Source organism: Ornithinibacillus proteolyticus (assembly GCF_039581225.1).
Lineage (GTDB): Bacteria > Bacillota > Bacilli > Bacillales > Amphibacillaceae > Ornithinibacillus > Ornithinibacillus massiliensis.
In genome coordinates this window covers 1-15,481 of sequence record NZ_JBCPXV010000024.1, presented here as the reverse complement: position 1 = coordinate 15,481, position 15,481 = coordinate 1, and the positions used below count along the sequence as shown (strand labels likewise).

Here is a 15,481-nt window from a genome sequence, read left to right as displayed (position 1 = left end):
GCTACAACAGGAGATTCTGTTCTAGCTCTTTTTTCAAAAGATAACGTATAAAATCCAAGCGGTAGCACGGTGCTTTTTCGTTGTGCTTACGATTAAGCTTATTCAATATGATACGCTTGATAGACCTCTCGCTTTGGAAGATTTCTATCCTTAGCTACTTGTTTAATAGCTTCTTTACTAGAGAGACCCTGCTGAATATAATGTTCGACATGATCATTTACTTCCATGCCCTCCCACCAGACTTCTGCTTCCGGTTCAAGTTCTTCAGTGCTTCCTTCCACAACGATACAAAATTCACCCTTTGGCTCATTTTCATTAGCCCATGCAACGATTTCCTCTGCTGTTCCACGTACATATTCTTCAAAGCGCTTCGTCAGCTCACGAGCGATCGCCATTTGACGATTACCAAGCTGCTTTTGTATCGCTTTTAAGGTCTCTTTTATTCTATATGGCGATTCATAGAAGATAATGGTTGCTTGGAGTCGTCCTAAGCGTGCTAACTCCGCTTCTTTATCCTTTTGCTTTCTAGGCAGGAAGCCATAAAATAAAAACTCCTTATTCGGCAACCCAGAGCCTACTAAAGCACATAATGCCGCATTGGCACCAGGTAAGACGACTACAGGGTATTCTTGTTCCGCACAAGCCTTCACTATCTCATAACCAGGATCCGAAATGGCCGGCATACCAGCATCACTTACTAATGCAATCGACTCACCACCTGCTAACTTTTCTAGTAGCTGGTTCTCTCGTCCGATTTTATTATGCTCATGGTAGCTGATTAACGAGGTAGAAATCTCAAAGTGATTTAATAGTCTTTTCGTATTCCGCGTATCCTCTGCAGCAATTACCGATACCGATTTTAATACAGAAAGTGCCCGGTAGGTAATATCCTCTAAATTACCAATAGGGGTCGGAACAACATATAACGTTCCTACATCACGGGGTTCAAAGCTCTTTTGAACGATCATACTGCATAACCTCTTTCAATTTATCTCGGATTAACTGGAATTTCCCTTTTCTCGTTAATTGCTTAATTTCATATTCTCGCTTCATCGCTTCTTCTTTCGTAGGGAATTTCTCCACAAACATTACTTGAAAAGGTCCACGTCCTCGTGTGTATTTTGCACCCTTACCAGCTTCATGCGCCTTTAGCCGATTCTCTAAATCATTCGTGTAGCCAGTATATAGTGTATTATCACTGCATTTCAGGATGTATACCGTATGTTCTTGATCACTCATAGATAATCTCCTTTGCTTCCTCTGTGTAAGTACCATCTTCATTATAAATAACTAATGGCGGCAAAATATGTAAATCTGCTTTCCCATCACGAACGCCCTCAATTAGTAGCATATTCGCCTCACGACCCTTTTTCGGATAGACGAGACGGATTCGTTTCGGTTCCAACCGATAGGCGCGGAAAGTAGTTAAAATATCAACAAGCCTTCCTGGTCTATGTACCATCGCTACTTTTCCACCTGGCCGAACATGTAGCTTACATGCTTTCACGGCATCTTCTAATGTGCAGAGCACTTCATGTCTCGCAATTGTTAAATGCTCATTCTGATTATGCTCTGTACGAGATGGCGTTTTAAAATACGGTGGATTACACGTTACCACGTCAAAGCTAGAATGTCCTAATTCTTCCTTTAGGTTGCGAATATCTCCATGAATCATTGTAATCTGCTCGGTTAATTCATTTAGCTCAATACTGCGCTTTGCCATATGAATAATCCTATCCTGTATTTCAACACCTACAATTTGTGCCTGACTCTTTCTAGACAATAAAAGCGGGATCACACCATTGCCACTACATAAATCAAGAATGGACCCTCTCTTAATCGGTATTTGAGCAAAATTCGCCAACAGCACCGCATCTAACGAAAAGGAAAAAGCAGTAGGACTTTGAATAATCTGCATCCCCTCATCTGCCACTAAATAGTCCAGCCTCTCATCATCAAATAATTTAACCATACCTCTAAATCCTTTCCTACTACCTGAAACATTATAATTATATTCCTTGTTGTTCTCTATCCGTAACTCCAATTATACGTAAGCCAAGATACGCTAACGTAACGAGTCTTATCACAGCATAAGAACAAAAAATAAAGAAAAGCTGTCTGGATTTAATCTTCACCAGACAGCTATATTATATGTTATTTCTTTTTACTAAGAAAATCTAAACAAAACATACAGTCTTCATTCCGTCTTGGACTCCCAAATTCCAAATTACAAATATGAAAACCCTCTTCATATAATCTTGCTAAATTATCATAGCCCTCACTTGGCATCTTCGTTAACTCTTCACCCGAGGTTTCCGGATCAGACTCCAATCCATCCAATCGATTACGTAAATGATGGTTTTCCATAGCTAAGCGATGATTTTCTTCTAGTAAATCACGAAGTTTACCCTTCAAATCACCTAGCTGTTCATATAATTCACCAATTTGCTTTTCCATATCGGTTACTTGGTCAAATATTTGTCTTTTTTGCAATTCGACTCACTCCATTATTCTTGGCCCTGAGCTGTCACAATTCCTTCTTCGATGAGTTCATCCAAGGTATATTCAATAACACGTTCTTTTGATGGAATTTCTATTTGAATAACGCGATCAAGAATATTAAGACCAACCACATGCCCTCTTCCGTGTGGCGTTTTTACATGCTCGCCTAAATCCGGAAGCTCACGTTTTGCTTCTTCATATTCATCATTCTCATATTTTAGACAACACATAAGTCTTCCACATAAGCCAGATATTTTAGCTGGGTTGAGAGACAAGTTTTGATCTTTGGCCATCTTAATTGATACTGGTTCAAAATCCCCTAAAAAAGTAGAGCAACATAGCATTCTACCACAAGGTCCAATCCCACCTAGCATTTTTGCCTCATCACGAACACCAATTTGTCTTAGCTCGATTCGTGTTTTAAACATTGCAGCTAAATCTTTTACTAGTTCACGGAAATCAACACGTCCGTCAGCAGTAAAGTAAAAAATAATTTTATTACGGTCAAATGTATATTCTACATCGACTAAATTCATATCTAACACATGCTCTTCAATCTTCTTAGAGCAGGCGGAAAATGCTTGATCCGCATATTCTTTATTTTCCATTACGGTAAGCTTATCTTTCTCGTTCGCAATGCGAAGTACTTTCTTTAATGGCAGAACGACATCTTCCTCATCTACCATCTTATTCGCAATGACTACTTTACCAAACTCTATCCCTCTTACCGTTTCCACGATGACATAGCTATCCGTCTCTATGTCTAGGCCGGCAGGGTCAAAATAATATATTTTACCCGCTTTTTTAAAACGGACACCAATAACCCCTATCATCCTAGTTCACCTCTCTATTTGAAGTGTTAGCTGTTCCATCACAAGTGTTGGATGGACATTCTGCTTCAACTTTCTCTTTGCATCTAGCAAATCATGGAGGATCGTCGTTAATTTCTCCTGTGAAAAGTACATCCCCAAACGCTCTAATCGCTCCCCCTGCTGGAAAAAGGTTAGCGATTCAACATGATCCAGATGGTAATATAGAATATCTTTAAACGCTAAAAGCAATAAATCAATTCCTTGCTCTAGCTGTTTTCTTTCTTTAAAGGTAGAAAGCCAATGATTATGTATAAATAAATACACATCATTTGAATTATCTGTAAATGCTTCTACTAATTGTACCACTACTTTTCTAGCTACGGCAAACCACTCATCTTGACTCCACTCTAATGCCTCATCCAAATTATTCGTTAGTGCACTCATTAACCTGGCTGTTGCCTCATTTAATCCCGAATCTACTAACCTCTGTTGAAAATGCTCTGGATTTAACGGCTGCAGATCAATGATCTGGCAGCGGGAGCGGATGGTCGGTAAAATGGCTTGGCTATTCTCTGTCATCATGATAGCCGTTGTTTGTTTACTTGGTTCCTCTAAGAACTTTAAAATCCGATTTGCTGCGTTTGCTGTTAGGGTATCGGCACCCTTTATCATATAAACTTTCTGATCCGACTCAAGACCAGAATAGGTAAATTCCTTTTGTAAGTTTTTAATCTGCTCGATTTTAATCGATTGACCCTCTGGTTCAATCCAATGGACATCGGGATGATTGCGCGAATCAATCCGCTTACAATCCGTACACGTTAAACAAGGATCAGCTCCTGTCTTATTCCTACAGAATAGGACCTTCGCAATTAATACCGCAATATCTTCCTTACCAGTCCCACGTGCACCTTGGAGTAAATAAGCATGTGAAATCCGATTTTTCTTTATACTATTGGTAATAACCTTACAAACCATCGGCTGAATCTCAGCCACATCAGACCACGTCTCCATAAAAACCTTCCCTTACAACTAGTCCATTTCATTCGTATGTTTGTTTATTGGTAATGACGCAGTAAAAGGCTAAGCCTTTACGGATCGATACGTGCTTACCATTACTTCACCATACCAATTTACGTATATATGTTAACCAGTAGACCCTTAATCTCACCTATAAGTCCTAATAGATCTACTGTCTTTTTTTCCTGATTCATAATCTCTTCTGTAAGCTCTATTAACTTTTCATCAATCTCTTTCACTAACGTCAAATTCCGACTACTGCCTGTATAACTAAAGCTAAGCGACTTCTGTAAATCCAATCCATTCGAAACTGCTTCCTCTAAAAAACGTTTAATTAGCCGCTTAAACTTGACCAAATCCTTAAAAGAACGAAATCGTGCTAATCGGTCTCCTTGAACCGTAATATCACTCATTAATCTCTGAAGTTCTGCAGCTTGCATCTTTTGGGCTTGGGACTGAACAATGGACCCAAAAGATGGTTGATCTTGTTTCGCCGTACGAACACTTTTTTGAGAAGTATCAATCTGTTTTAGCATTTCTTGACTTATCTTCATCTGCTCAGCCCCCTTCCAAGTTCTAGTTTAGAATTGAAAAAATGATTCAATCGGCAATACAAATACTGTAGCTCCGCCAACCTCTACTTTAACAGGACGTGGAATATACGAATCTGCATTTCCACCCATTGGTGAAATAGGTGCTACCATCTGTTCGCGTTGAGAACAGTTTTCTTTGATGATTTGTAATACATCATCGACACGCTCATCCTCACAACCGATAATTAGAGTGGTATTCCCCTCTTTTAAAAATCCACCGGTCGTTGCAAGCTTGGTAGACTGATAATTATTTTTTCCAAGGGCATCTGTTAAGCGGTTGGAATCCTTATCTTGAATAACGGCCATAACTAATTTCATACGCTAACCTCCTTTCTTTACTCCATAGTATTTAAATATTGGGTTATTAATGATAGGCTGTCTTCCTCTACCTTTTCTATCGACTGATCGGCATTAATAACTTGAATTCTTTCTGGGAATCGCTTTACTAATAGCTGATAAGCCTCATAAACCTTTTCATGGAATTCTATTTCTTCTAGATCCAATCGATTTCTTTCTCTATCTTTATTAAGCGAGATTCTCTCCAAGCCTTTTCTCGGCTCAATATCAAAGAATAAGGTTAAATTAGGCATTGCATTCTGAATAGCGAATTGATTAATAGTAAACACTTCATCCATTCCTAATTCTCTCGCATAGCCCTGGTAAGCTAAGCTGCTATCAATAAAACGATCACATAGTACAATTTTTCCCTGTTCTAATGCTGGGAAAACCTTTTCTACTAAATGCTGTCTTCTTGCTGCTGCATATAATAATGCTTCTGTTCTTCCATCCATTGCTGTATGTGATGGATTAAGAATAATATTACGGATTTTTTCCGCTATATCAATACCACCGGGTTCACGTGTTTGAACCACGTCATACCCTAATTGTTGTAGCTTATCTGCTATAGAGTGAAGAATAGACGTTTTACCTGCTCCTTCGCCACCTTCAAACGTAATAAAATAACCGCTCACGTAATTTCTTCTCCTTTAGTTTTCAGCCAAAAACCTGGATGCCTTGCTCCATATCTTGATGCTGAATTGTTGCCCCTTGCTTTATTAAATGATGAATTAGTCTAATTTGTTCTTCCGTTATCCTTTCTCCTTTTAAAATAACAGGAATACCTGGTGGATACGGAATAATCGCTTCTGCCGCAATCAAGCCGATTGCCTGCTCTATTGGAACCTTTTTCTTGGGCAGACTATACATATCAAGATAGCTTACTGCTAGTTCTTTCATCGGTTCATGAAATAATGTACTTACCTCTATTGTAGCATGATTTGTCCTATATTTATATTGTTCGTTCATCGAATTTACTATTTTCTCAACCCGTGTAAACTGGTCAAAGCCTTTTATTCCGTGAATGAGTAGTACCTGTGTATCTGTCGCTAACTCGGGATATACCGAATGCTCTTCGAACGCACTTGCTAAATCAAATCCAGACAGTCCTTTTCTTACTTGTAGCGTAATTTTCAATGGGTCATCACTTTCCACTATGTGCCAGTGCTTCCCTTTCTTCCATATATTCCGAAGTGTCTGAACCGACTCTAGTACACGTTGGATTTCATCACCTGATAAATTAGCTAGATAATGTCTCGCCATATCTAAAGAGGCCATTAATGGATAAGACGGACTACTCGATTGGATCATTTGTAAATAATGAGCAATTTGCTCCTGTGAAATATAAGATGATTGGACATGTAGGAACGAGGCCATCGTCATTGCAGGCGCCATCTTATGTGCCGATTGGACAACAACATCCGCTCCTAAAGCAAGTGCTGACGTTGGAAAAGGCTCCCCAAGTGAAAAATGGACCCCATGGGCTTCATCTACTAAGACCGGCAGCTCGTGCTCATGTGCGAAGTCAATCATTTCTTTTAAATCATAGGTTTTCCCAAAGTAATCCGGATAGGTTAATACGATCGCTTTAGCATCTGGGTGGGCCAGGATTGCTTCTTTCACCGTTTGAGGGCTTGGTGCTGTAAAACGTTCCACCGCTTCATTAAATACAGGACTAATCAATATCGGCTTCGCACCAGACAGCTCAAGGCCATTCATAATCGATTTATGGCTATTCCGCTGCACAATTATTTTATCGCCCGGTGCACAGGTAGCAAGTATCATAGCTAAATTACCGGCCGTACTCCCGCCAACTAAGAAAAAGGTATGATCAGCGCCAAAGTATTCTGCTGCAAGTCGTTGTGCCTCGTTAATAACCCCTTGTGGAGCATGTAAATCATCCAGCCCCGATAATTCGGTTAAATCGATTGGTAAAATCGATTTAAAATAAGGCTCTGCTGCTTTAGATAGAATGTCACCATGCTTATGTCCCGGAACATGAAAGGATAGCGGATTTTGTTTATTAAATGTAATTAATTGCTCTAGTAAAGGCATTGCTTGTTGATTCATCGGTCATTTCCCTTTCAAAAACTGATACCAATATCATAACAACTAAAAAAGCCTTTGCAAGAAATAATGCAAAGACCGATTTCACAATCTATGAAAAGAGTGAAGGTTGATTAATATTTTTTAGTTTTTGCAAATAATAATGGTATTTTTCCTCTCGAGGCTCTGTATGAATCATATTGTATTCACACTCCGTGCATATAAACATGTTGTATACATGTATCCCAAGTTCCTTCTTTTCCTCGCATATACCACAATGTTTTAATTCTACTATTCTTTGTTCCATGTTCCCCACCTCCGTTAAACTAGTAGCTAGTTTAACCAGAATAAACGGAAGCTATACTATAATTCTTTGAAACTTTTATCTTCAATTAGGGAAGAATAATCATATGAATTGCCGCAAGCGAAGCAAGTCCAAATAATCCCAGGAATCCAGATACAATCGCTGTGAATAAATTGATTGGAATATGCAATCCAAACGAGCCACCAATCACATTGAAGAAGAATAAAAATAAAATCCCGATTCCTAATTTAACCGTACCATGCGCAAGAAATCGCATCGGCTTAAATGAAGTACCAAAGAGAAGTAATAACACAATAACCCCAACCATGATAGAAATGACGATTGTCGGATTCACTTACATCAACTCCTTTAACTTGTCCCTTATATAAGTAAATATGATTGGAACGGTAAAAAAAGAACTAACTTAGTGGATATTGTAGAAAATACATAATTTCTCATCGTAGAAGGCTTTACTCCACTTGCAAAAATAATCAATTAATAAGGAATTATTGGAAAAATATTGATATAATAAATGGAATCAGGCCGCATCGTTTGATTTTTAAATGATGTGGCACTCATAAAAGCGGAGGTAACGTCCAATGGTGAAAAAATAATATGAGAAAATCTATATAATCTAACTTGATAATAAGCATGTAGATTTTCTCTTTTCGCAGATGATTAAAATGTAGAGGAGAAGGAACATGCTAAATAAATTAAATCAATCTATCTATTATTTAGATAACGACGATAATAAAGAAAGACCAACTTTAGGGCTGGTCTGTGGAGATAAATATAGTTTAGTAATAGATGCCGGAAATTCTGTTCAACATGCACAAGAATTTTTAAATGAAATTAAACGTCTACCTGTACCACCAGTAAAATATTTGGTCATTACCCATGGACATTGGGACCATTTTCTAGGGTTAAATGAGTTTGATTCTTCCATCATCATCGTAAATAACCGGACAAATGAATTTTTAACTACATGGCAAAACTATTCATTTGATGATGAATCGCTTCAAACATATGTAGACTCTAAATGGATGTCATCTAAATGTATGGAAATGATAAAAAGTGAAATACCAGCGAGAGAATCATTTAGATTACATGCTCCAGATATTATGTTTGAAAAGTCGCTTACTATTGACTTAGGGAACAAAGTTTGTGTACTTGAAAAAATTAGGAGTACTCATAGCAATGATTCAACGATTATTTATGTTCCTGATGATAAAGTGCTTTTCTTAGGAGATAGTGCTTATGGTACAACTACAAATGGTTTATTCCATATCAAACAATCACTTTTATTGCCTATGATCGAGGATATTCAAAAATATGATGCTAATTACTACTTACTCGGACATGAATCAATTTGTGATTTGGAGGAGATGAATCGCTATTGGAAAGAACTGATTTCCACCAGCAACGTAACCAATTCCACATCATTAGAAAAGGCCGTTGCGAATTTTGAGCTGGCGTATAGTAGGACTCCAAATTCTAATGAGCATTTCTTTTTAAAAGCATTTGTAAATGACCAACGAATTCAGTCACGATAAAAATCGGTATTTCATTTAAGCCAACTAAAAATAAGCTATTCGAACGACATCTAGTCGTACAGACAACATGCAAACAGAGCGCTCAAATTTTCTAAGCGCTCTGTTTTCGTTACTACTATATCTCATTTACTATATCGTATCGCACTAATATTTCGGTGCTTTGCCTCTTTTAATAAAAATAAATACTTCGACCGAGCTAGCTTTTCTGTGCTATTTCCCTCGAATGTCGGCTCTATGGAACGATCAATAAGAGATTTTATTTGTTTCCATTCCTTTTCGACGGAGAAAATAGCATCCAATAAAAGCTCATCGACCTCTCGCTTTTGCTTTTGCTTTCTCTTTTTTCCCACAAGTGTCACCTAACTTTACAGTTCTCTCCTACCCTCTAAAGCTTTTGATAATGTGACTTCATCTGCATATTCTAAATCGCCGCCAACCGGTAATCCGTGTGCAATTCTTGTTGTACGGATTCCAGAAGGTTTTACTAAACGCGAAATGTACATTGCAGTGGCTTCTCCCTCGATATTAGGATTGGTTGCCAAAATAATTTCATTCACTTGTTCATCCTTTAAACGATTTAACAAATCTGGAACATTTATATCTTCAGGACCAATTCCATCCATTGGTGAAATGGCACCGTGAAGGACATGATATTTCCCATGGAATTCCTTCATCTTTTCCATTGCTATTACATCCTTTGGATCCTGAACCACACAAATAACCGAATTATCCCGGGTTGTGTCCGAACAAATAGCGCATGGATCTTGGTCGGTGATATGACCACAGATGGAGCAATGTGTTAGTTCTCGCTTAGCATTGACGAGTGAATTAGCAAACTCTAGTACATCATCATCTTTCATGTTTAATACAAAAAAAGCCAGACGAACAGCCGTCTTTGGCCCAATACCTGGCAATTTTGTAAAGCTGTCAATCAGCTTTGAAATTGGTTCTGGATAATACATGAAGTTTCCTCCTAGAATTAGAACATGCCTGGCATGTTTAATCCTTTGGTAAATTGTCCCATTGTTTCATTTGTTTTGTCATCCACTTGTTTAATCACATCATTTGTTGCTGCAAGAATTAGGTCTTGTAGCATTTCGATGTCGTCTGGATCTACTACTTCTTCTTTAATTTGAACATCGATAATTTCTTTTTTTCCGTTTGCTTTAACGGTAACCATGCCACCGCCTGCTGATGCTTCAAATTCCATTTCGAATAATTCTTCCTGTGCCTGCATCATTTTCTTTTGCATTTTTTGCATTTGTTTCATCATATTGCCCATATTTCCCATACCTTTCATGGAAAACGCCTCCTTTGATAGTTTAATTTTCAGCTCTTGGCCTGATCGTTGTCGTTAATCAACCTACGCAACAATCTAATCTAAAAAAGCCTCATGTTCAATCATGTATCTCAATCAAGTCATCCCCAAATAGCTTTCTTGCTTCATCGACGATTGGGTCGGTGTTCGTTTGTTCTGGGTTAGATGGTTCTTGATTATTAATATATTCACTTCGTAATTCTTGCCATGCATTATTCGGGATTGGAATAATGGTTAGTTGTTTATTTAATACACTTGTTAGTACAGATTCAACTAGCTCACAGTTATCTAAAAATAATGAACAGTGTATTTCGTATTTAAATGCAACAACAAGAGATGTCTCGGATGCTGCTGCCGGTTTCGAATCCTGAATGGTCGCATGTGCTGGTGCACTAGTTGTTTTTAATTTACTTAAGAAGTTTGCCCACACAGACTGAACTTCCTTTAGTGCCGGCTTTTCTGCTTCCTTCAGGACATTACGAATTCGCTCATATGGAATCTTATAGCTATTCTTAGATTTACCTGTTTGTGTTCTTCGTCTTTCAGGCTGCTGAGCTTTTGTTCCTGTATTTACTTGTGGTGGTGCTTGCTTCAAGTTGGTCATTTCTTTTTCCAGATTAGCGAGCTTTTGTGTTAATTGCATAACCGCTTCAGAGGAAACAGAATCCGTTGACTCTAGTTTATCCTGATAACGATTAGAAATGGTAATAATGGCAATCTCAATAAATACTTTCGGATTATTAGACCATTTCATTTCTTGCTGGGTTTGATTTAATTGCATAATAGCATGCTGAATCCAAGGCTCTGGTACACGTTCTGATAACTGCTTAAAGTCGTCATCGATAATAGCTCTTTCTAGTATCCCTTCAAGCGACGGGGCACTTTTGTACAGTAGTAGGTCCCGTAAGAAATAAATGATATCATAGACAAATCGAGCCGGGTCTTTTCCATTTTGAATAAGCTGATCTAACATTTTCAATGCTAATTGTACATTTTTCTCATGCATTGCCGCTACGATATCGGTTAGAATTTTTTGTGAAACACCACCGGTAACTGCTAGTACGTCCTCTAATTCGACCTGTTCATCACTATAGGAAATCGCTTGGTCAAGTATACTTAACGCATCACGCATTCCGCCTTCAGCAGCTAGAGCGACAGCATCCAATGCTTCCTTTGTCACCTTGACATCTTCTGCATCTATAATCGTTTGCATCCGCTCCACAATAGCTTGGTTGGAAATCGGCTTGAAGTCAAAACGCTGACATCTTGAAATAATCGTCAGTGGTATTTTATGCGGCTCTGTGGTTGCTAGTATAAATACGACATGCTTTGGTGGTTCCTCTAAGGTTTTCAGTAATGCATTAAATGCATTAACAGAAATCATGTGTACCTCATCAATGATATACACTTTATATGGGACAACACTAGAAGCATATTTCACGTTATCACGTATTTCCCTAATATCATCTACACTTGTATTAGAAGCAGCATCGATTTCAATGACATCAGAAATAGAACCGTCCTGAATGCCACGGCACGCTGCACATTCATTACAAGGCTCTTTTACTGGGGCTTTTTCACAGTTAATGGTTTTGGCAAAAATCTTAGCTGCACTAGTCTTACCAGTTCCACGAGGGCCTGTAAATAAATAAGCATGTGAAAACTTCTGTTGCTCAATTGCATTTTGCAATGTTCTAGTTATGTGGGTTTGGCCTACAACGTCTCCAAAAGTCCTTGGGCGCCATACGCGATACAATGCTTGATAGCTCATAATTGATTCCCCTCTATGATTTCTACCTAATTATACCGATTTTAAGTTGGAATGTGAATGATAATGAAAAAGAAATCTAGTACTTAAGTAATTGGAAGTATTTTACTTGAGGATTGTAAAATGAGGTACGACAAAGCCCCTTGTACAAGACAAGAGGCTTTAAACTCATTATGTATGCCGTGCACCCAACGTCGATGAAGCGACCCCATGCGTTACTCAAGTTCATGGCTCAGTTTAGGTAACCCCACGGCACACAGGAGTAACCACTTACTGCTGCTTCCTTCCGGACCTGACAGGGTTCATGGGTTCCTGTTGCGCAGGACCTAAACGTCAACACCAATCCCTTAAGGCAGACCACATGGTCACTCACCTCGTGATGGGAATTCAGCCTCGCTACAGCGGATTGCGAGTTACAGGGCACCGCTACCTCCCCGCCTAGCACGGTAATATCCATTATAACATGTTAACCAAAAAAATCAATGGACTGCCCTATAAGAATATTTTCCAGCTTATTGTTTTTTCCGCTCTCGTAAGGTTTTAAAAAAGCTAGTCAGTAATTGACCACATTCCTCTTGCAGAATACCAGAACAAACCTCCACCTGGTGATTAAAACGGTTATCATCTAGCAAATTCATCAAGCTACCAGCACATCCTGCCTTAGGATCTTTAGCACCGTAAACTACCCGTTTGATTCTAGATTGAACAATAGCCCCTGCACACATTGGACAAGGTTCTAATGTCACATACAATGTGCAATCCTCCAAACGCCAGCTTCCGATTTTTTTATTGGCTTCTTGTATGGCAAGTAACTCTGCGTGAGATAGTGTCTCCTGGGACTGTTCTCGTACATTGTACCCCGATGCAATGACCTCATCCTGATACACAATAATTGCTCCTATCGGTACCTCGTTTTTCTCTCTAGCCTTTTCCGCTTCGTTTATCGCCAGTTGCATATAATACGCATCCTTCATGCTTATCACCGCTCTCTATCAACATCTGTATAATCTATCTATATTTTTACCATAATAACAATTCAAGACTATTAGGAGGTGTTCTATTGTTTGCATAACCAACTAGCGAATACCGCTGTACTATTTATCGATTTAATCAATGATTTTAACTTTCATGGTGGTGAAAAACTGCGTAGCAACATGGAAGAAATTGTACCTAATCTATTGAAACTCAGACAATTTGCAGAAGAACATAACCTTCCTATTATTTATGTAAATGATCATTATCGGTTATGGCAATCCAGTCCAGATATCATTATTCAGCATTGTACCAATGATGCCAATCACCATATTATCTTAAAAGTAAAACCAAAACCGAGTGATTACTTTCTCATTAAACCACAGCATTCTGCCTTTTTTCAAACGCCATTATTGTCTCTCCTCCGCGAATTAGGTAAGACACATATCATCATGGCCGGTATTGCTGGAGATATATGTGTACTATTTTCAGCTAAGGATGCTTATATGTATCAATTTTCCATGCATATTCCGAAAAATTGTATAGCGTCGGAACAGAAAGAAGGCAATGAGTATGCATTGTATTTAATGAATACGGTCATGAAGGCTAATATTGATCCTATCTAAAAGCATAACGTACATACTCCCTTCATAAAGTTGAATATAGATCCTATTCAAGTTTTTATATGAATGACTTTAAGGAGGGAGATTATGCAAATCCATGTTGTCTCACAAAGAGATTCCTTATATACCATTGCCAGTACATATGGTACAACAATCGAGGCACTCGTTAACGCAAATGAATTAGATACGCCAAATCAGTTGGTTGTTGGGCAAGCTTTAGTCATTCCAATTACCGGACAGTTCTATTTCGTGCAACCTGGAGATAGCCTCTATACCATCGCACAGCGGTTTGGGCTGAGCTATCAGGAGCTTGCTCGTGTCAATAATATTTCCGTTAATGGAATTTTACCAGTAGGATTACGATTATATATTCCCCAAGGACCGAGACCTGAAATCATTTCCAATGCTTATATTGAGCCACTAGGTGGAACTGTATCAGAAGCATTAGAAAACGCCGCAAGAAAAAACGCCCCATATTTATCCTACTTGGCACCATTTAGCTATCAAGTCAATCGAGATGGCAGTTTAAATGCCCCGCCACTGAATGATTTCAAACAAATTGCCGATGCCAATAACGCTAGCTTAATGATGGTGGTTACCAATCTGGAAGAAGGAGCCTTTAGTGCGGAACTTGGGCATATTATTGTCACCGTTCAAGCCGCACAAAATACGTTGTTAGACAATATTGTCAATACCGCCCGTCAAGTTGGGTTTTCAGATGTGCATTTTGATTTTGAATTTTTACCACCGGAAGATCGTGAAGCCTACAATACTTTTTTAGCAACCGCAAAGGAACGTCTTTCCCAGGAAGGGCTACTCATGTCTACTGCTCTAGCTCCAAAAACTAGCGCGACACAGGAAGGGGCATGGTATGAGGCGCATGATTATGCGGCACACGGGGCAGTTGCAGACTTTGTGGTGCTCATGACCTATGAATGGGGATATAGTGGTGGACCTCCAATGGCAGTATCTCCGCTAGATCAAGTGCGTAGAGTAGTGGAATATGCATTAACGGAAATGCCATCGAATAAAATATTACTTGGTCAAAACTTATATGGATACGATTGGACATTATCATACGAACCAGGAGGAGAATATGCTCGTGCGGTAAGTCCACAGCAAGCGATTGCCTTAGCTCGGCAGTATAATGCTTCCATTGAGTATGACACTACGGCACAAGCACCCCATTTCAACTATTGGGATGAGGAAGGTAATGAACATGAGGTATGGTTTGAGGATGCACGGTCCATTCAAGCAAAATTTGATTTGATTAAGGAGCTTAATCTACGTGGGATTAGCTATTGGAAGTTAGGTCTTGCATTCCCACAGAACTGGCTGTTGCTGCAGGATAATTTTACAATTGCGAAGGATGATGAAGCGTAGTTGTTGTTCATGGTTGGCATCTAATCGAGTCCTGGTAATCGAAGGTCCGTTTTCTACCTATAGTAGTCCTAACCAAACACGTATCCATGGGAAAATAAACGGTAGAATGGTAAACCGTAGCAAATAAATAGAGTAGGCGCATGAATCACTCATGCGCCTCTCGCAGTTCCGTACGTGCGGGTCATCGCATACGGCTCCTCCATGATTATTCCCTTTGGGAATGATGTTCATTGTAAATATCAACCAGAGAA

At 39.0% G+C, this 15,481-nt stretch carries 20 protein-coding genes and 1 other RNA gene; 3 read left to right on the top strand and 18 right to left on the bottom strand.

Going from position 1 to position 15,481, the window contains the following annotated elements:
- Nucleotides 1–98: 98 nt before the first annotated feature.
- The 12 genes from rsmI to AAIB49_RS12115 form a co-directional block, all read right to left on the bottom strand.
- Nucleotides 99–968, bottom strand: a complete 870-nt coding sequence (rsmI, locus tag AAIB49_RS12170; RefSeq protein WP_211740778.1) for a 16S rRNA (cytidine(1402)-2'-O)-methyltransferase — start codon at nucleotides 966–968, stop codon at nucleotides 99–101.
- Nucleotides 946–1,239, bottom strand: coding sequence for a GIY-YIG nuclease family protein (locus AAIB49_RS12165; protein ID WP_186871097.1), 294 nt, complete (start codon nucleotides 1,237–1,239; stop codon nucleotides 946–948). Before AAIB49_RS12165 ends, rsmI begins: the two co-directional genes overlap by 23 nt.
- Nucleotides 1,232–1,972 (bottom strand): tRNA1(Val) (adenine(37)-N6)-methyltransferase, encoded by a 741-nt coding sequence (locus AAIB49_RS12160; RefSeq protein WP_186871096.1) that lies wholly within the window; start codon nucleotides 1,970–1,972, stop codon nucleotides 1,232–1,234. Before AAIB49_RS12160 ends, AAIB49_RS12165 begins: the two co-directional genes overlap by 8 nt.
- Nucleotides 1,973–2,154: 182 nt before the next feature.
- Nucleotides 2,155–2,493: a DNA replication initiation control protein YabA gene (yabA, locus tag AAIB49_RS12155; protein ID WP_186871095.1), complete on the bottom strand. Its 339-nt coding sequence runs from the start codon at nucleotides 2,491–2,493 to the stop codon at nucleotides 2,155–2,157.
- 14 nt (nucleotides 2,494–2,507) lie between these two features.
- Nucleotides 2,508–3,335, bottom strand: a complete 828-nt coding sequence (locus tag AAIB49_RS12150; protein ID WP_339217585.1) for a PSP1 domain-containing protein — start codon at nucleotides 3,333–3,335, stop codon at nucleotides 2,508–2,510.
- Nucleotides 3,336–3,341: 6 nt separating this feature from the next.
- Nucleotides 3,342–4,328, bottom strand: coding sequence for a DNA polymerase III subunit delta' (gene holB / locus AAIB49_RS12145; protein ID WP_211740779.1), 987 nt, complete (start codon nucleotides 4,326–4,328; stop codon nucleotides 3,342–3,344).
- A 119-nt stretch (nucleotides 4,329–4,447) separates the two neighbouring features.
- Entirely contained in the window at nucleotides 4,448–4,888 is a 441-nt protein-coding gene (locus AAIB49_RS12140; protein ID WP_211740780.1) for a YaaR family protein, read from the bottom strand.
- 27 nt (nucleotides 4,889–4,915) lie between these two features.
- On the bottom strand, nucleotides 4,916–5,245 hold the full coding sequence (locus AAIB49_RS12135) for a cyclic-di-AMP receptor (protein ID WP_186871091.1): 330 nt from the start codon (nucleotides 5,243–5,245) through the stop codon (nucleotides 4,916–4,918).
- Between the two features lie 17 nt (nucleotides 5,246–5,262).
- A complete protein-coding gene (gene tmk / locus AAIB49_RS12130; RefSeq protein ID WP_211740781.1) occupies nucleotides 5,263–5,898 on the bottom strand; it encodes a dTMP kinase in 636 nt (211 codons plus the stop codon).
- Nucleotides 5,899–5,920: 22 nt separating this feature from the next.
- Nucleotides 5,921–7,333: an aminotransferase class I/II-fold pyridoxal phosphate-dependent enzyme gene (locus AAIB49_RS12125; RefSeq protein WP_343458171.1), complete on the bottom strand. Its 1,413-nt coding sequence runs from the start codon at nucleotides 7,331–7,333 to the stop codon at nucleotides 5,921–5,923.
- Between the two features lie 88 nt (nucleotides 7,334–7,421).
- Nucleotides 7,422–7,616: a sigma factor G inhibitor Gin gene (locus AAIB49_RS12120; protein ID WP_211740783.1), complete on the bottom strand. Its 195-nt coding sequence runs from the start codon at nucleotides 7,614–7,616 to the stop codon at nucleotides 7,422–7,424.
- Between the two features lie 85 nt (nucleotides 7,617–7,701).
- Nucleotides 7,702–7,968 (bottom strand): pro-sigmaK processing inhibitor BofA family protein, encoded by a 267-nt coding sequence (locus tag AAIB49_RS12115; protein WP_339217590.1) that lies wholly within the window; start codon nucleotides 7,966–7,968, stop codon nucleotides 7,702–7,704.
- Nucleotides 7,969–8,314: 346 nt separating this feature from the next.
- Here AAIB49_RS12115 and AAIB49_RS12110 point away from each other — a divergent pair, with 346 nt between their 5' ends.
- Entirely contained in the window at nucleotides 8,315–9,166 is an 852-nt protein-coding gene (locus AAIB49_RS12110; protein WP_343458170.1) for an MBL fold metallo-hydrolase, read from the top strand.
- Nucleotides 9,167–9,288: 122 nt separating this feature from the next.
- Here the strand turns inward: AAIB49_RS12110 and AAIB49_RS12105 are convergent, their stop codons facing one another.
- From AAIB49_RS12105 to tadA, 6 genes are all read right to left on the bottom strand, one after another.
- Complete coding sequence (locus AAIB49_RS12105; protein ID WP_211740786.1) at nucleotides 9,289–9,516, bottom strand: YaaL family protein; 228 nt, start codon at nucleotides 9,514–9,516, stop codon at nucleotides 9,289–9,291.
- Nucleotides 9,517–9,531: 15 nt separating this feature from the next.
- The gene (gene recR / locus AAIB49_RS12100; RefSeq protein ID WP_186871085.1) at nucleotides 9,532–10,128 is read right to left on the bottom strand and encodes a recombination mediator RecR; all 597 of its coding nucleotides are present in this window, start codon (nucleotides 10,126–10,128) and stop codon (nucleotides 9,532–9,534) included.
- Nucleotides 10,129–10,145: 17 nt separating this feature from the next.
- Nucleotides 10,146–10,466, bottom strand: a complete 321-nt coding sequence (locus tag AAIB49_RS12095; protein ID WP_186871084.1) for a YbaB/EbfC family nucleoid-associated protein — start codon at nucleotides 10,464–10,466, stop codon at nucleotides 10,146–10,148.
- A 97-nt stretch (nucleotides 10,467–10,563) separates the two neighbouring features.
- Nucleotides 10,564–12,255 carry a DNA polymerase III subunit gamma/tau gene (dnaX, locus tag AAIB49_RS12090; protein WP_343458169.1) on the bottom strand — a complete coding sequence of 564 codons (1,692 nt, stop codon included), beginning with the start codon at nucleotides 12,253–12,255 and terminating at the stop codon, nucleotides 10,564–10,566.
- Nucleotides 12,256–12,432: 177 nt separating this feature from the next.
- An RNA gene (gene ffs / locus AAIB49_RS12085) (signal recognition particle sRNA large type) lies at nucleotides 12,433–12,699 on the bottom strand.
- A gap of 65 nt (nucleotides 12,700–12,764) precedes the next feature.
- Nucleotides 12,765–13,226: a tRNA adenosine(34) deaminase TadA gene (gene tadA, locus AAIB49_RS12080; protein ID WP_343458168.1), complete on the bottom strand. Its 462-nt coding sequence runs from the start codon at nucleotides 13,224–13,226 to the stop codon at nucleotides 12,765–12,767.
- Between the two features lie 90 nt (nucleotides 13,227–13,316).
- On the opposite strand from tadA, the gene AAIB49_RS12075 reads away from it, so the two are divergent.
- Both AAIB49_RS12075 and AAIB49_RS12070 read left to right on the top strand, forming a co-directional pair.
- Complete coding sequence (locus AAIB49_RS12075; protein WP_343458167.1) at nucleotides 13,317–13,850, top strand: cysteine hydrolase family protein; 534 nt, start codon at nucleotides 13,317–13,319, stop codon at nucleotides 13,848–13,850.
- An 84-nt stretch (nucleotides 13,851–13,934) separates the two neighbouring features.
- A complete protein-coding gene (locus AAIB49_RS12070; RefSeq protein WP_343458166.1) occupies nucleotides 13,935–15,230 on the top strand; it encodes a LysM peptidoglycan-binding domain-containing protein in 1,296 nt (431 codons plus the stop codon).
- Nucleotides 15,231–15,481 lie beyond the last annotated feature (251 nt).

Bases quoted from the DNA above. Each gene is read 5' to 3' on its own strand.
- rsmI (WP_211740778.1), bottom strand. From the start codon at position 968: ATGATCGTTCAAAAGAGCTTTGAACCCCGTGATGTAGGAACGTTATAT.
- AAIB49_RS12165 (WP_186871097.1), bottom strand. From the start codon at position 1,239: ATGAGTGATCAAGAACATACGGTATACATCCTGAAATGCAGTGATAAT.
- AAIB49_RS12160 (WP_186871096.1), bottom strand. From the start codon at position 1,972: ATGGTTAAATTATTTGATGATGAGAGGCTGGACTATTTAGTGGCAGAT.
- AAIB49_RS12150 (WP_339217585.1), bottom strand. From the start codon at position 3,335: ATGATAGGGGTTATTGGTGTCCGTTTTAAAAAAGCGGGTAAAATATAT.
- holB (WP_211740779.1), bottom strand. From the start codon at position 4,328: ATGGAGACGTGGTCTGATGTGGCTGAGATTCAGCCGATGGTTTGTAAG.
- AAIB49_RS12140 (WP_211740780.1), bottom strand. From the start codon at position 4,888: ATGAAGATAAGTCAAGAAATGCTAAAACAGATTGATACTTCTCAAAAA.
- AAIB49_RS12135 (WP_186871091.1), bottom strand. From the start codon at position 5,245: ATGAAATTAGTTATGGCCGTTATTCAAGATAAGGATTCCAACCGCTTA.
- AAIB49_RS12125 (WP_343458171.1), bottom strand. From the start codon at position 7,333: ATGAATCAACAAGCAATGCCTTTACTAGAGCAATTAATTACATTTAAT.
- AAIB49_RS12120 (WP_211740783.1), bottom strand. From the start codon at position 7,616: ATGGAACAAAGAATAGTAGAATTAAAACATTGTGGTATATGCGAGGAA.
- AAIB49_RS12110 (WP_343458170.1), top strand. From the start codon at position 8,315: ATGCTAAATAAATTAAATCAATCTATCTATTATTTAGATAACGACGAT.
- recR (WP_186871085.1), bottom strand. From the start codon at position 10,128: ATGTATTATCCAGAACCAATTTCAAAGCTGATTGACAGCTTTACAAAA.
- AAIB49_RS12095 (WP_186871084.1), bottom strand. From the start codon at position 10,466: ATGAAAGGTATGGGAAATATGGGCAATATGATGAAACAAATGCAAAAA.
- dnaX (WP_343458169.1), bottom strand. From the start codon at position 12,255: ATGAGCTATCAAGCATTGTATCGCGTATGGCGCCCAAGGACTTTTGGA.
- tadA (WP_343458168.1), bottom strand. From the start codon at position 13,226: ATGAAGGATGCGTATTATATGCAACTGGCGATAAACGAAGCGGAAAAG.
- AAIB49_RS12070 (WP_343458166.1), top strand. From the start codon at position 13,935: ATGCAAATCCATGTTGTCTCACAAAGAGATTCCTTATATACCATTGCC.